The organism is Pseudomonas sp. LBUM1669 (assembly GCF_059695705.1).
Genome location: NZ_CP166784.1, coordinates 2326574 through 2340839 on the forward strand (window position 1 = coordinate 2326574; position 14266 = coordinate 2340839).

Below are 14266 nucleotides of genomic sequence, written 5' to 3' on the forward strand. Positions count from 1 at the left end.
TTCTGAATTTATTTTTTGTATTTATTTTTAAAAGATTTGAGTGAGGGCCAAACCATGCCGATACAACCTGGGCTCTACCAGCATTACAAAGGTCCGCAGTACCGCGTATTCAGCATCGCGCGGCATTCGGAAACCGAAGAAGAAGTGGTCTTCTACCAAGCCCTGTATGGCGATTACGGCTTTTGGGTGCGTCCCTTGAGCATGTTCCTGGAGTCGGTCGAGGTTGACGGCGAACAGGTACCGCGCTTTGCTTTGGTGCAAGCTGAACCGAGCCTTTTTTCGAAGCCATAAGCTGAGTGCGCGCAAGACCCTGCGCTTGACCTCACCTTGTAGCCACTATATATAGCGGTGCCGCGTCAGGCGCCAACCGCCTTTCACTTCTAGAATTCAGGAATTTTCTGATCCATGGGCAAATCGCTGGTCATTGTGGAATCCCCGGCTAAGGCCAAGACCATCAACAAGTATCTGGGTAACCAATACGTGGTGAAGTCGAGTATCGGCCATATCCGAGACCTGCCCACCAGCGGTTCGGCTAGCGCCAGCAAAGAGCCTGCCGCCAAGCGCGGCAAGGCCGCCGCGGGTGAAGGTCCGGTGCTCACGCCGAAAGAGAAAGCGCGCAAGCAGCTGGTCTCGCGCATGGGTGTCGATCCCGATCATGGCTGGAAAGCCAAGTACGAGATCCTCCCGGGCAAGGAAAAGGTCATCGAAGAGCTGCGCCGGCTCGCCAAAGATGCTGACACCATCTATCTCGCAACCGACTTGGATCGCGAGGGGGAAGCCATTGCCTGGCACCTGCGCGAAGCCATCGGTGGTGACGACAGCCGCTACAAGCGCGTGGTGTTCAACGAAATCACCAAGAAAGCGATCCAGGAAGCCTTCTCCAAACCGGGCGAGCTGGACATTGATCGTGTCAACGCACAACAAGCGCGTCGTTTCCTCGACCGTGTGGTGGGTTACATGGTTTCGCCGCTGCTGTGGGCCAAGGTCGCCCGTGGCCTGTCCGCCGGTCGCGTGCAATCAGTTGCCGTGAAGCTGGTGGTCGAACGCGAACGTGAAATCCGTGCGTTCAACCCGGAAGAATACTGGGAAGTTCACGCCGACCTCGGCACCGCCAAGGGCGCGACTGTGCGCTTTGACGTGGCCCGCGAGAAAGGCGAGGCTTTCAAGCCGCTTAACGAAGCCCAAGCCATGGCTGCGCTGGATAAGCTCAAGGCTTCCAGCTACAGCATCGTCAAGCGCGAAGACAAACCGACCAGCAGCAAGCCGTCGGCACCGTTCATCACGTCCACCCTGCAACAGGCCGCGAGTAACCGCCTGGGCTTCGGCGTGAAGAAAACCATGATGATGGCCCAGCGTTTGTACGAAGCCGGCTACATCACGTATATGCGTACCGACTCCACCAACCTCTCGGTCGATGCCGTGACGATGGCGCGCACCTATATTGAAGGCGAGTTCGGCAAGAAGTACCTGCCGGAAAACCCGAACGTCTACAGCAGCAAGGAAGGCGCACAAGAGGCTCACGAAGCGATTCGTCCGTCCGATGCCAACACCGAGCCAAGCAAGTTGTCGGGCATGGAGCGTGATGCAGAGCGCCTTTACGAGCTGATCTGGCGCCAGTTCCTCGCTTGCCAGATGCTGCCAGCCCAATACCTGTCGACCACGGTCACCGTCGGTGCCGGCGACTTCGAGCTGCGTGCCAAGGGTCGCATCCTGAAGTTCGACGGTTACACCCGCGTCATGCCGCAAATCGCCAAGCCGGGCGATGACGACGTGCTGCCGGACATGGCCCAGGGCGACGCGATGAAGCTGATCAAGCTTGATCCGACCCAGCACTTCACCAAGCCACCGGCGCGTTACTCGGAAGCGAGCCTGGTCAAGGAAATGGAAAAACGCGGCATCGGTCGTCCTTCGACCTACGCGGCGATTATTTCGACCATCCAGGACCGTGGCTACGTCGCGCTGCACAACCGTCGTTTCTACTCGGAAAAGATGGGCGACATCGTGACCGAGCGCCTGGCCGAGAGCTTCTCCAATCTCATGGACTACGGCTTCACGGCCGGCATGGAAGAGAACCTCGATGACGTGGCCCAAGGCGAACGCGACTGGAAAAACGTGCTCGACGAGTTCTACGGCGACTTCAAGAAGAAACTGGAAGTAGCCGAAAGCGCCGAAGGCGGCATGCGCGCCAATCAGCCGGTGATGACTGACATTCCGTGCGTGTTGTGCGGTCGTCCGATGCAGATTCGTACGGCATCGACCGGCGTGTTCCTGGGTTGCTCGGGTTACAGCCTGCCGCCGAAAGAACGCTGCAAGGCCACCGTCAACTTGGTACCGGGCGATGAAATCGCGGCCGACGACGAGGGTGAATCTGAATCCCTGGTATTGCGCGGCAAGCACCGTTGCCCAATCTGCAGCACGGCGATGGACGCTTACCTGCTGGATGAGAAGCGCAAGCTGCACATCTGCGGTAACAACCCGGATTGCGCTGGTTATGAAATCGAAGAGGGCACCTATCGCATCAAGGGCTACGAAGGTCCGAGCCTGGAATGCGACAAGTGCGGCAGCGAGATGCAGCTCAAGACCGGCCGTTTCGGCAAGTTCTTCGGTTGCACCAATGCGACGTGCAAAAACACCCGCAAGCTGCTGAAAAGCGGTGATGCGGCGCCGCCGAAGATGGATCCGGTGAAGATGCCTGAGCTGAAATGCGAAAAGGTCAACGACACTTATATCCTGCGCGACGGTGCTTCCGGCCTGTTCCTGGCGGCCAGCCAATTCCCGAAAAACCGCGAAACGCGTGCTCCGCTGGTCATCGAAATTGTGCCGCACAAGGATGAGATCGATCCGAAGTACCACTTCCTCTGCGAAGCACCGAAGAAAGATCCGGACGGCCTGCCTGCTGTAATCCGTTACAGCCGCAAGACCAAAGAGCAGTACGTGCAGACTGAAGTCGACGGTAAGCCGACTGGCTGGAAGGCGTACTACGACGGCGGCAAGTGGACGGTTGAAGACAAGCGTCCGGCAGCCAAGGCGTAAAAGAGGCTGTACATAAAAGGCCGCATGACAACCCTCGGGTTTTCATGCGGCCTTTTGTTTTGTACTTGCGGTCGGATCGGCTGATCCACGACACTGTCTGACCTGCGTTAAGCAATTATTTCGTTGTGGAGGCTGCCGTCATGGCCCACGAACTCTATACCCGTACCAACCAGAAGATTTATTTCGCCGGCCTGTCGCTGGAAGCGCTCGCCAGAGCCGAAGAGGGGCGGGCGATGAATTCCCTTGCGTTGATTCAAGCTGGGCGCGAGTCGGCGTTGTTTCACCTGTACGGTGCGTTGTTGGGGCTGTGCCATGAAATCGCCGGCTTCTACCGCTTGCCTCAGGCCAATGCTCCTCGGGCAGAGATGCTGTTGACTCGCGAAGTGCTGGAATCCATCGCCATTCCCGAGATGGCTGAGCTGGTCGAGCTGGCCCAAAATCCGGAAACCTGGCTGGCCAAGTTGTTGGCGGCTCATACGGCGATGTTTCAACCGCCTCGCGCTCCTCATAAGCCCAAGGGCGACGTGACTCAGCCGCTCATCCTGGCCGTTAACCTGGATGAAGAAGACGCGCCTGAGGAGTTGAGTCGCGAAGAGCTGGAGAGCTGGCGTCAGAACCTGAAAGGGCTGGCGATCCGGTTTCGCGAAGGCTTGAACGAGTGCTGATCGACTGAGAGCCGGCGGTGCGGTTAAAAGCGCTGCTGGTCAAGTTACCGAGCGAAGCCTGGCCGATGCCTATATAATCCCCGCCTTTCGTGGAGAACAGACCTTTATGCCAACGTCCTTTCTAGAAATTGTCGAGTTACCAGACGGCCGGATCGAGCTGCGCAGGGCCGAGGACGAGGGTTCTCTGGTTACTTTGGATTTCTCCGAGGATGCCAAGGCTTTCCTGCAGGGCCAGCACGTGGAAGTCGCCAAGGCGATGTTGAGCGTCGGTGTCCAGATGGCAGGACGCCTGGTTGAAGGCGAATTCAATACGGATGAAAGTTCGCGGGTTCTTCACTGATCCCACATTCGTCGCTTTTTGCTGATACGGCTACGAACCGGCTTCTCTATCCTTTGAGAAGCCCCGCGCTATGCATTGCGCGCATTGTTGACACGTTAACCCAAGCGAATATTCAGACTCTGCGCATCCCCGGTACGGGCTGCGCTGATCAACTGTTGCCGTGAGTTTGCGTTCAAAGGGTTGAGCCAACTGACAACCGTATGGCTGCGGCCCAAGCGCAAGGCTTCGCAGGTCAACTGCTGAGCGCTCTGAGTGCCGCGAGGTTGTAGCAGCAGGATGCGTTCGCGGTTAAGGCCAGCGTCCCGCAACCACGTCTGAGTCAGGCTGGCGGGCGGGGCGATCAGTGTCAGCCACCGCGCGTCTTGATCCTGGCTCAGTTCCCGGAGAATCGGTGCCAATAGGTTCAGGCAATTCCCGGCCGCACCACGCAGTGAAAGCTCGCTGAAGACTTCGGGTTCGGCGCTCCAGGGCGACTCGACGACGTCTTTCAGGATCGGCGCTAACGGCTGCACCATGAATGCCTCGAACAACGGCAGTTGGGCTTGCTGTGATGTGTGTGGGAACTGCATAAAGCCTCCTTTAGCGGCGAATAACGCCGACGCTCAAGCCTTCGATCACCAGTTCCTGATCTTTCAGGTTGACTTCGATAGGGGCGAATTCAGGGTTTTCGGCAATCAACCAGACCTTGCTTCCATCGCGCTTGAAGCGCTTGACGGTCACTTCATCACCGATCCGCGCCACGACGATCTGGCCATTGCGCGCTTCCCGAGTGGTGTGGACGGCCAACAGGTCGCCGTCGAAAATGCCGACATCCTTCATGCTCATGCCATGAACGCGCAGTAGATAATCAGCGCGCGGATGGAAGAAGGCGGGATTGATGTTGCAGGACTCCTCGATGTGCTGCTGGGCCAGGATCGGCGCACCGGCAGCTACTCGGCCAATAATCGGCAGCGTGGAGTCATCGGCCTTGGCTTCGAAGCCTGGGATGCGAATGCCGCGGGAAGCGCCCGGGGTCATCTCGATCGCACCCTTGCGGGCCAGCGCCTTGAGGTGTTCTTCCGCCGCGTTAGGCGACTTGAAACCCAATTCTTGAGCGATTTCCGCACGGGTCGGTGGGTAGCCGTTGTCTTCGAGGCAGCGTTTGATGAAGGCCAGAATCTCTGCTTGGCGTGGCGTCAGCTTTAGCATATTGATCGCTCTGTCTTTTTATACAGTGACTGGGATTATATACAGTGAAACGGTCTTGGCAATGCCCCTTTTTTCGCGGACTGCTGGACGGTCAATCAGCCTCCTGATTAAAGCCGTACCTTTGTATGGTTAAATAGCTGACCGACCATTCCCAAAACGAACCGGCAGGCTTGACAACGCACAGGCTGAAACGTATGTTTCAAACAAGTGTTTGTCAGGCGGAGTAGCCATGGCCCAGTCGGAAACCGTTGAACGCATTCTTGATGCTGCAGAGCAGTTGTTCGCGGAAAAAGGTTTCGCCGAAACCTCGTTACGCCTGATTACCAGCAAGGCCGGTGTCAATCTGGCGGCGGTGAATTATCACTTCGGTTCGAAGAAGGCGCTGATCCAAGCCGTCTTCTCGCGCTTTCTCGGGCCTTTTTGCCTGAGCCTTGATAAAGAGTTGGAGCGGCGTCAGTCCAAGCCTGAAAACAAGCCGACACTTGAAGAGCTGCTCGAAATCCTTGTTGAGCAAGCCCTCGTCGTGCAGCCGCGCAGCGGCAACGATCTGTCTATCTTCATGCGCTTGCTGGGGCTGGCGTTCAGTCAGAGCCAGGGCCATCTGCGTCGTTATTTGGAAGACATGTACGGCAAGGTGTTCCGCCGCTACATGATGCTGGTCAACGAAGCCGCGCCGCGTATTCCGCCGATCGAACTGTTCTGGCGCGTGCACTTCATGCTCGGCGCCGCGGCATTCAGCATGTCTGGGATCAAGGCGTTGCGGGCCATTGCCGAGACCGATTTCGGCGTCAACACCTCCATTGAGCAAGTGATGCGTCTGATGGTGCCGTTCCTGGCCGCAGGCATGCGTGCCGAAACCGGTGTCACCGACGCGGCCATGGCCACCGCGCAACTGCGTCCGCGCAGCAAGTCAGCCCCGGCTGCCGCCAAGGTTTAACCGCGCATGGGTGGGCGCGGCGACTGACATCCGCTAAGCTAGCCGCCCATGCCGACTCTCGTTCTGAAACCGCTCCCCATTGATATCGCCGACCTGCCGGGCACAGCCCAAGGCGGCGAACGCGTGCGAGCCGGGTTTTTCGTTATCAAGGAATCTCTATGACTGCTGGCCTGCAAGGCTCGTTGATGGTGGACGTCGCCGGTACCTGGCTGACGGCCGAAGATCGCCAATTGTTGCGTCAGCCCGAAGTGGGTGGCCTGATCATTTTCGCTCGTAACATCGAAAACCCGCGCCAGGTGCGCGAATTGAGCGCTGCGATCCGCGCCATTCGTCCCGACTTGCTGCTGGCGGTGGATCAGGAAGGCGGTCGCGTTCAGCGTCTGCGCCAGGGCTTCGTGCGACTGCCGGCGATGCGCGCCATCGCCGACAATCCGAACGCCGAATACCTGGCCGAGCAGTGCGGCTGGATCATGGCCACCGAAGTGCTGGCCGTCGGCCTCGACCTGAGTTTCGCCCCAGTGCTGGACCTGGATTACCAGCGCAGCGCCGTCATCGGCACCCGTTCGTTTGAAGGTGACCCGGAGCGCGCCGCACTGCTGGCGGGTGCATTTATCCGCGGCATGAACAACGCTGGCATGGCCGCCACCGGCAAGCATTTCCCCGGTCACGGCTGGGCCGAGGCGGATTCCCACGTTGCCATCCCGAACGACGAACGCAGCCTCGATGAAATCCGCGCCAACGACCTGGTGCCGTTTGCCACATTGAGCAAGCAACTGGCCGCCGTGATGCCTGCCCACGTTATTTACCCGCAAGTCGATTCCCAGCCCGCCGGTTTCTCCCGCCGCTGGTTGCAGGACATTCTGCGCGGCGAGCTGCAATTCGATGGTGTGATCTTCAGCGACGACCTGTCCATGGCCGGCGCCCACGTGGTGGGCGATGCCGCCAGCCGTATCGAAGCCGCGTTGACCGCCGGCTGCGACATGGGCCTGGTGTGCAACGACCGGGCTGCAGCGGAGCTGGCCTTGAGCGCTGCCCAGCGCTTGAAGGTCAAACCGTCCGAACGCATTGCGCGGATGCGTGGCCAGGCGTATGCCAATACCGAATACCGTCAGAACCCGCGCTGGCTGACCGCCATCGGCGCGCTTAAAGAAGCTCAACTGATTGAATAAGGACTTTTCGTTATGACGGTTTACGCGATTATCGGTGGCACCGGCCTGACTCAGCTCGAAGGCCTGAACATTCGTCAGTCACTGGCGGTGGATACCCCTTATGGCGCGCCTTCAGCCGAAGTGCAGATCGGTGAATACGCCGGCAAGGAAGTGCTGTTCCTTGCCCGCCACGGTCACCCGCACCGTTTTCCGCCGCATCAGGTGAACTACCGCGCCAACCTTTGGGCGCTGAAACAGGCCGGCGCCGAAGCGATCCTTGCGGTCAACGCCGTCGGCGGGATTCATGCCGCGATGGGCACCGGGCATTTCTGCGTGCCGCATCAGTTGATCGATTACACCAGCGGTCGCGAACACACCTATTTCGCCGATGACCTGGAGCACGTCACCCACATCGACTTCAGCTTTCCCTACAGCGAACCGTTGCGTCAACAATTGATTGGGGCGTTGGCGGCCGAAGGCGTCGATTACAGCAGTCAAGGCGTCTATGCCTGCACTCAGGGTCCACGTCTGGAGACCGTCGCTGAAATCGCGAAACTGGAACGCGACGGCTGCGACATCGTCGGCATGACCGGCATGCCGGAAGCCGCATTGGCGCGTGAGCTTGAACTGGATTATGCGTGTCTGGCGCTGGTGGTGAACCCGGCCGCGGGCAAGTCCACGGAGGTGATCACCATGGCCGAGATCGAGCAGGCGTTGCAGGACGGGATGGGCAAGGTCAAGTCGACGCTGGCGCGGGTGTTGGCGGGTTGAGTATCAGCGGTCGGATGAGGTACCTGGCTGCTTTACGATTCAATGAGTTTCAAGCGGTGTTGATTTCATGACCACAATAACTGAGCAACTTCATGCGCTACCCTGGGCAGAGGTGTTCAGCCATCGTGCTCTGGAAAAAGCTCGCAGGTACGCGGATGAGGATCGGATAACGATCCATCAAATCGATGACCTTATGGTTATCGCTACGTGCATCGGCTCCCAGACGCAGGCATACGAGCAGGTCATTGAGCTCACTGAAGATCGGCGTGGGCAAGCGCAGCTCCAATGCGTTTGTTCCTGTCCTGTCCTGTTCAATTGCAAGCACTGCGCCGCAGTCATCTATCACCTGCAAGAACATCCCGTTAACGCGCCTGAAAGTGCCGTCCAGGTTCACTTGAATCGTGAACTGGAGCGCTGGATCGACGGTATTCCTTCTGCAAGCAACCCCCCTGACGAGTCGGCGCAGGGAGCAGGCACGCGCCTGTTTTACAAACTCAGGGCAACACCCTCTGTCGGGAAATGGACGCTGGAAATTTTCAAGGCCCGTCAGCTCAAGGACGGCCGCCTGCAAGACATCAAGCCGGTCTACTCGCTGTCGGATACGCTGATTCGGCAACCTGGTTACCTGACTGAACTGGATCTACGGATCGCCAGATTGTTGGTCGCCGTTCACTCCCACCACGCCTATTACGCCGGCTACCCCTTGGAAGGCAGCAGTGGCGCCGAACTTATCGAAATGCTGTTGCGAACCTCGCGCCTTTTCCTCGATCTCGAACAACCGCAACCCCTGGCCCCGGGCATGCGGAGAACAGGTCAATTTTCCTGGGCCGAACAATCCAATGGCAGTTTTCGTCCTCAATGGGGCAGCGACGAAGCGCCAGTGGAAACGATCCTGGCCCTGGAACCCTTGTATTATCTGGATCGCGAGCGGCTGCAAGTCGGACCGCTGTTCAACGAGCTGGATGAAAAGCTGGCCAGTCACTTGTCATTGGCTCCCGATATTCCTGCACGTCAGGCGATGCAGTTCAGCCACCGGATGACCGCTGCGACCCGGGCAGCACCGCCTCCGCACGCCCTGACGGAACGGGTGGTCGAAGGCATTTTTCCTCAGGCTCACCTGGCGCTCGCCAGCGGCAAGCGTTACATCCGCTGGCAGTACGAGCCAGAGCACCGGGCTGCATTGGCGTTTACCTACAACGGCCATCCGACGTCGGACCGAAACCCGGAGGTGCTGATCCTTTCGGGTACCGAAACCCAGCGCATCCAGCGCAACCCAGTCGCCGAAAAAGCCTTGCGCCAAGCCCTGCAAAAACACGGTTTTAAAAAGGCCACTCGCAAAAGCAACCTGGATCGTCCGGGAGAAATGTTCGCCCTGCCGGATGACGCGGCCTGGCTTGCCTTTGTGCAAGATGGCATCCCGGCGCTGCGGGAGAAAAATTGGCTGATCGATATCAGCGATAACTTTCACTTCAACTTGCACCCCGTCGAACAGTGGTATGCAGAAGTCGAGGAGGAGTCGGGGCGCCAGTGGTTCGATTTGCAGTTGGGCATCGTCGTCAACGGCGAGCGTCATAGCCTGTTGCCCATCCTGCTGCATTTGCTACGTAGCCAGCCACAGTTGATGGAACCTGCGAGCCTGGCCCAGCGCAATGATGACGAACAGCTACTGATTGAACTTGGCGATGGGCGTTTCGGTGGCAAACCCAGTGGCAAAGTCGCACTCCCCTTTGGCCGGATAAAACCGCTGATGGCGACCCTTGGCGAGTTGTACCTGGGTAAACATCTGGGCGACTCGTTGCGTTTGAGTGCTCCAGATGCGGCGCGGCTGAGTGCGCTGGAAGGCATTCCGCTGGTCTGGCAGGGCGGTGAACGACTGCGCAGTTTTGCAAAGCGTTTACGGGAGTCGATCCATGCTCATGTCCCGGCGCCCGAGGGCCTGAACGCGACGCTAAGACCTTATCAGCTGGAAGGGCTGAACTGGATGCAAACCCTTCGAGAACTGGAGGTCGGCGGTATTCTCGGCGACGACATGGGCCTGGGGAAAACCCTGCAAACCCTGGCTCATCTGCTGACAGAAAAACAGGCCGGGCGGCTTGATCGTCCGGCACTGGCTGTGATGCCCACCAGCCTGATCCCCAACTGGCTCGACGAATCGCAGCGCTTTACCCCGCAGTTGAAGGTATTGGCACTGCATGGTGCGGCGCGGCAAAAAGACTTTGCCAGTCTTGCCGAATACGACTTGATACTGACCACCTACGCGCTGTTGCCGCGCGATCTGGAGGTTTTGCAGCCTCAGGTCTGGAGTGTGCTGATTCTCGATGAGGCGCAGAACATCAAGAATCCGGTCAGCAAAGCGGCTCAAGCAGCCCGAGACCTACAGGCCCGCCAGCGATTGTGTCTGTCCGGCACCCCGCTGGAAAATCATCTCGGCGAGTTGTGGTCGCAATTTCACTTTTTGCTGCCTGGCTGGCTTGGCGACAGCAAAACCTTCAATCGCGACTACCGCACGCCAATCGAGAAGCACGGCAATAACGAACGGATGCAGCATCTGACCGCCCGGATAAGGCCCTTTTTGCTACGTCGCAAGAAAGATCAGGTGGCAACCGAATTACCGCCGAAAACCGAGATTGTGCATTGGGTTGATCTCAGCGATGGGCAGCGGGATGTGTATGAAACCGTGCGCGTAGCAATGGACAAGAAGGTTCGTGACGAAATTGCCCGCAGTGGTGTCGGGCGCAGTCAAATCATCATCCTCGATGCATTGCTCAAGCTGCGTCAGGTGTGCTGCGATCTGCGGTTGATCAAAACGCCGCTCACCGCCAAGGCTATTCGCTCTGGCAGCGGGAAACTGGTCAGCCTGATGGAGATGCTGGAAGAGTTGCTCAATGAAGGCCGCAAGGTTTTGCTGTTTTCACAGTTCACCTCGATGCTCGCCTTGATTGAGGAAGAGTTGCAGCAACGTGGTCAGGGCTACTCGTTGTTGACGGGTGAGACGACGGATCGGCGCACACCGGTCAAGGATTTTCAGAGCGGTAAAGTGCCGCTGTTTCTGATTAGTTTGAAGGCTGGCGGCACAGGTCTGAACCTGACAGCTGCGGATACAGTCATCCATTTTGATCCCTGGTGGAACCCTGCGGTCGAAAACCAGGCGACTGATCGGGCCTACAGGATCGGGCAAAACAAACCTGTGTTTGTCTACAAGCTGATAGCCCGTGGCACTGTAGAAGAAAAAATTCAGGCATTGCAGTTGGAGAAGGCCGCACTGGCCGGGGCGGTGCTTGAAGGTGGAACGACGGGTGGCTGGAAGCTTGAGCAGAGTGACATTGAGGCGCTGTTTGCGCCGTTGCCAAATCTCAAGTCCTGATTTCCGATCTCTTAAATGAAAACGAGTTGAACCTATCGAGTGCAAGCCACGCTCCCACAGGATGATCGCTGAACCTGTGGGAGCGTGGCTTGCCCGCGATGGCGATCTACCAGGCGCCGCAGATTTCAGCGCTTCTCGAGCTTATCCGGCAACGGCGCAAACAACGCTTCAATATCGTCGCTCTGTAACTTCCAGTCGCCAGTCTTGCGTCCATCCAGCACGCCGGCTGCCAGGTCGGATTTTTCTTTTTGCAGGTGTTGAATCTTCTCTTCCACCGTTCCGCGGGCAATCATCTTGTAGACGAACACCGGCTTCTCCTGGCCGATGCGATACGCCCGGTCAGTCGCCTGATTTTCCGTCGCAGGGTTCCACCACGGGTCGTAGTGGATCACTGTATCTGCTTCCGTCAGATTCAAGCCGACGCCACCCGCCTTCAAACTGATCAGAAAGATCTGGCGCTTGCCGCTCTGAAAGTCTTTCACCGGCGCCCGTCGGTCACGGGTCTGTCCCGTCAGCAACGCGTATTCAACACCGCGTTTTTTCAGTTCGACCTCGATCAACGCCAACATCGACGTGAACTGCGAAAACAGCAAAATCCGCCGACCTTCCTCAAACAACTCATCCAGCATTTCCATCAGGCTGTCGAGCTTGCCCGAGGTGCTGCCGCGAGTCGGCGGCACGGCATCGTTGACCAGGCGTAAGTCGCAGCACACCTGGCGCAGCTTCAGCAGGGCTTCAAGAATGATGATCTGGCTGCGCGCCACGCCTTTGCGAGTGATTTCATCGCGGACTTTCTTGTCCATCGCCAGGCGCATGGTTTCATACACATCGCGCTGGGCTTCGTTGAGCTCGACCCAATGGATGATCTCGGTCTTCGGCGGCAACTCAGTCGCGACCTGTTCCTTGGTCCTGCGCAGCAGGAACGGTTTGATCCGACCATTGAGGTGCTGAAGCCTGACTTCACTGGCGCGTTTTTCAATCGGTACGCGGTAATCGCGGTTGAAGCTTTTCACGTCGCCGAGCCAGCCAGGCAAGAGGAAGTGGAACAGCGACCACAGCTCGCCGAGGTGGTTTTCCAGCGGTGTACCACTCAGGCACAAGCGCTGGCGCGCATTCAGTTCGCGCGCAGCCTGAGCGGCCTTGCTGTTGGGGTTCTTGATGTACTGCGCTTCATCCAGCACCAGCACATGCAATGGCTGCGTGGCCAGGCGTTCGACGTCCTTGGGCAGCAACGCATAGGTGGTCAGGATCAGATCGTAATCGGTCAGATGGTTGAAATGCTTTTTGCGAGTGGCGCCATACAGCGCCAGCACTTTGAGTTGCGGCGTGAAGTGGGCCGCTTCGTCTAGCCAGTTCGGGATCAGGCTGGTGGGCATCACCACCATGCACGGCCGGTCGAGGCGTCCGGCGTTCTTCTCACTAAGAATATGCGCCAGGGTCTGTAGGGTTTTACCCAGGCCCATGTCGTCCGCGAGAATTCCGCCGACTTCCAGTTGCCGCAGCGACTGCATCCAGCTCAAGCCCTCCAGCTGATACGGACGCAAGGTCGCGTTCAAGCCTTCCGGTGCGGTTGCGGTGTAGTCCTTGATGTCCCGCAGGCGCTGGGCAAACGTGCGGATCTGCTCGCCACCTTCCCAAAGCAGCGGCATGCCTTCCAGCGGGTTCAGGCGCGTGGCGTCGGCCTTGCTCAGGCGCAGCGTGGTTTCGCCGGGTTCTTGCAGGTAGAACTCGCCAAGTGTCGCCAGCACCGGTTTCAACCGGCCGAAGGGCAGGGCGACCTGCAAGGGGCCGTACTCGGAATTCGGGCGGTTGGGAATGTTCACCAGAATCAGTTCGTCGTCACGACGTCGGGCGAGGCGTTCCGGATTGAGGATTTCGGTGTGGGAGCGCATCAGGTTCAGCAGGATCGGCAGCAAGCTCAAGCGCTCGCCGTTGACGATGATCCCCAGCTCCAGATCAAACCAGTCGCGCTCCGGTGCCTGCTCGACGGTGGCGTACCAATCGTCCACGGCGGTCAGGTCGAAGCCGAAATCTTCGTCGATCTGCAGCTCCCAACCTTGAGTGCGCAGTTTCGGCAATTCATTGAGGGTGAAGGTCAACCAGGCGCTGTCGTTGACCATTTCATAGAGTTCGCCAGCGCTTTCCGGCAAGGCCTTGCTTTGTCGGGTGGCGATCTTGAAGCCGAGGATTCGCAGCTGCTCCCGGTAGGCCTGTTCGACTTCCGGGTGGCGTTTTATCCGCAGCGTCTGGGTTTCCTGGCGAATCAGTACATCGGCGTTCTTCTGCCCGGAAACGTATTCATCCAGATAGCTGAACGACAGCGCCGCCCGATGCTGGATGTAGCGCTGCATCTTGCCGTTGCGTGGTTCGAAGGCGCTGAACTCGATGCTCGCCAGCCACAGGCGCGGTATCGGTTGCACGTTGTCCACCAACACTTGCGGAGGCGCTTTCGGGCTGCGGTTTTCCAGCACTGCCTGAAGTTTTTCCAGCAGATCGGCGTCTTGTGCGGCGGCGGGATAGGCCAGGGTGTCCTGGACTTTCAGCAGTACTGCCGCGCAATGTTTGCAGTTGACGTGAACCGGGCAAGTGCACGTGGCGTCGACCATCAGCAAGGTCGCTTTGGCTGATTCACGAAGGTGTATGGTCTGACGGTACACGTTACCGCCCGAGCCCTCGCAGGCGGCAATGATCGTGGCGTCGCCAGCCTCGACAATCCTGACGCGGTTCTCCAGCGCGTAGCGACGGCCACGCTCCAGGCTCTGCTCCTTGAATCGGCTGACCCAGGAAGGTGCCAGGGGTTTGCTCAGGGTCGCTGACATA

12 protein-coding genes are annotated in these 14266 nt (G+C 58.5%); 8 read left to right on the forward strand and 4 right to left on the reverse strand.

Features of this window, described 5'->3' with window-relative positions:
- Nucleotides 1–54: 54 nt before the first annotated feature.
- The 4 genes from ACA051_RS10770 to ACA051_RS10785 all read left to right on the forward strand — a co-directional run bounded on the left by ACA051_RS10770 (nucleotide 55) and on the right by ACA051_RS10785 (nucleotide 4038).
- Nucleotides 55–291: a DUF1653 domain-containing protein gene (locus ACA051_RS10770; protein ID WP_046047845.1), complete on the forward strand. Its 237-nt coding sequence runs from the start codon at nucleotides 55–57 to the stop codon at nucleotides 289–291.
- A 114-nt stretch (nucleotides 292–405) separates the two neighbouring features.
- Nucleotides 406–3033, forward strand: a complete 2628-nt coding sequence (gene topA / locus ACA051_RS10775) for a type I DNA topoisomerase (RefSeq protein ID WP_497309584.1) — start codon at nucleotides 406–408, stop codon at nucleotides 3031–3033.
- Between the two features lie 140 nt (nucleotides 3034–3173).
- Nucleotides 3174–3698 (forward strand): DUF6586 family protein, encoded by a 525-nt coding sequence (locus tag ACA051_RS10780; RefSeq protein ID WP_497309586.1) that lies wholly within the window; start codon nucleotides 3174–3176, stop codon nucleotides 3696–3698.
- A 106-nt stretch (nucleotides 3699–3804) separates the two neighbouring features.
- Complete coding sequence (locus ACA051_RS10785; protein ID WP_010456352.1) at nucleotides 3805–4038, forward strand: hypothetical protein; 234 nt, start codon at nucleotides 3805–3807, stop codon at nucleotides 4036–4038.
- A 95-nt stretch (nucleotides 4039–4133) separates the two neighbouring features.
- Here ACA051_RS10785 and sulA read toward each other — a convergent pair whose 3' ends face one another.
- Nucleotides 4134–4607 carry an SOS-induced cell division inhibitor SulA gene (gene sulA / locus ACA051_RS10790; RefSeq protein ID WP_083376186.1) on the reverse strand — a complete coding sequence of 158 codons (474 nt, stop codon included), beginning with the start codon at nucleotides 4605–4607 and terminating at the stop codon, nucleotides 4134–4136.
- A gap of 10 nt (nucleotides 4608–4617) precedes the next feature.
- Nucleotides 4618–5226, reverse strand: coding sequence for a transcriptional repressor LexA (gene lexA / locus ACA051_RS10795; RefSeq protein ID WP_046026989.1), 609 nt, complete (start codon nucleotides 5224–5226; stop codon nucleotides 4618–4620).
- A 229-nt stretch (nucleotides 5227–5455) separates the two neighbouring features.
- On the opposite strand from lexA, the gene ACA051_RS10800 reads away from it, so the two are divergent.
- From ACA051_RS10800 to ACA051_RS10810, 3 genes are all read left to right on the forward strand, one after another.
- The gene (locus ACA051_RS10800) at nucleotides 5456–6163 is read left to right on the forward strand and encodes a TetR/AcrR family transcriptional regulator (RefSeq protein ID WP_131059947.1); all 708 of its coding nucleotides are present in this window, start codon (nucleotides 5456–5458) and stop codon (nucleotides 6161–6163) included.
- Nucleotides 6164–6333: 170 nt separating this feature from the next.
- Nucleotides 6334–7332 (forward strand): beta-N-acetylhexosaminidase, encoded by a 999-nt coding sequence (gene nagZ, locus ACA051_RS10805; RefSeq protein WP_497375536.1) that lies wholly within the window; start codon nucleotides 6334–6336, stop codon nucleotides 7330–7332.
- Nucleotides 7333–7344: 12 nt separating this feature from the next.
- Nucleotides 7345–8082 (forward strand): S-methyl-5'-thioinosine phosphorylase, encoded by a 738-nt coding sequence (locus tag ACA051_RS10810; RefSeq protein WP_497374702.1) that lies wholly within the window; start codon nucleotides 7345–7347, stop codon nucleotides 8080–8082.
- Between the two features lie 97 nt (nucleotides 8083–8179).
- On the opposite strand, the gene ACA051_RS10815 is transcribed toward ACA051_RS10810, so the two are convergent.
- Nucleotides 8180–8440 (reverse strand): hypothetical protein, encoded by a 261-nt coding sequence (locus ACA051_RS10815; RefSeq protein ID WP_497374704.1) that lies wholly within the window; start codon nucleotides 8438–8440, stop codon nucleotides 8180–8182.
- Between the two features lie 36 nt (nucleotides 8441–8476).
- Here ACA051_RS10815 and ACA051_RS10820 point away from each other — a divergent pair, with 36 nt between their 5' ends.
- Nucleotides 8477–11446, forward strand: a complete 2970-nt coding sequence (locus ACA051_RS10820) for a DEAD/DEAH box helicase (RefSeq protein ID WP_497374706.1) — start codon at nucleotides 8477–8479, stop codon at nucleotides 11444–11446.
- A gap of 125 nt (nucleotides 11447–11571) precedes the next feature.
- On the opposite strand, the gene ACA051_RS10825 is transcribed toward ACA051_RS10820, so the two are convergent.
- Nucleotides 11572–14265, reverse strand: a complete 2694-nt coding sequence (locus ACA051_RS10825) for a DEAD/DEAH box helicase (protein ID WP_497309594.1) — start codon at nucleotides 14263–14265, stop codon at nucleotides 11572–11574.
- Nucleotide 14266: the final 1 nt, after the last annotated feature.

What these genes read in the sequence shown, in the direction of transcription:
- ACA051_RS10770 (WP_046047845.1), top strand. Translation starts at nt 55, where the DNA reads ATGCCGATACAACCTGGGCTCTACCAGCATTACAAAGGTCCGCAGTAC.
- topA (WP_497309584.1), top strand. Translation starts at nt 406, where the DNA reads ATGGGCAAATCGCTGGTCATTGTGGAATCCCCGGCTAAGGCCAAGACC.
- ACA051_RS10780 (WP_497309586.1), top strand. Translation starts at nt 3,174, where the DNA reads ATGGCCCACGAACTCTATACCCGTACCAACCAGAAGATTTATTTCGCC.
- ACA051_RS10785 (WP_010456352.1), top strand. Translation starts at nt 3,805, where the DNA reads ATGCCAACGTCCTTTCTAGAAATTGTCGAGTTACCAGACGGCCGGATC.
- sulA (WP_083376186.1), bottom strand. Translation starts at nt 4,607, where the DNA reads ATGCAGTTCCCACACACATCACAGCAAGCCCAACTGCCGTTGTTCGAG.
- lexA (WP_046026989.1), bottom strand. Translation starts at nt 5,226, where the DNA reads ATGCTAAAGCTGACGCCACGCCAAGCAGAGATTCTGGCCTTCATCAAA.
- ACA051_RS10800 (WP_131059947.1), top strand. Translation starts at nt 5,456, where the DNA reads ATGGCCCAGTCGGAAACCGTTGAACGCATTCTTGATGCTGCAGAGCAG.
- ACA051_RS10810 (WP_497374702.1), top strand. Translation starts at nt 7,345, where the DNA reads ATGACGGTTTACGCGATTATCGGTGGCACCGGCCTGACTCAGCTCGAA.
- ACA051_RS10815 (WP_497374704.1), bottom strand. Translation starts at nt 8,440, where the DNA reads ATGTTCTTGCAGGTGATAGATGACTGCGGCGCAGTGCTTGCAATTGAA.
- ACA051_RS10825 (WP_497309594.1), bottom strand. Translation starts at nt 14,265, where the DNA reads ATGTCAGCGACCCTGAGCAAACCCCTGGCACCTTCCTGGGTCAGCCGA.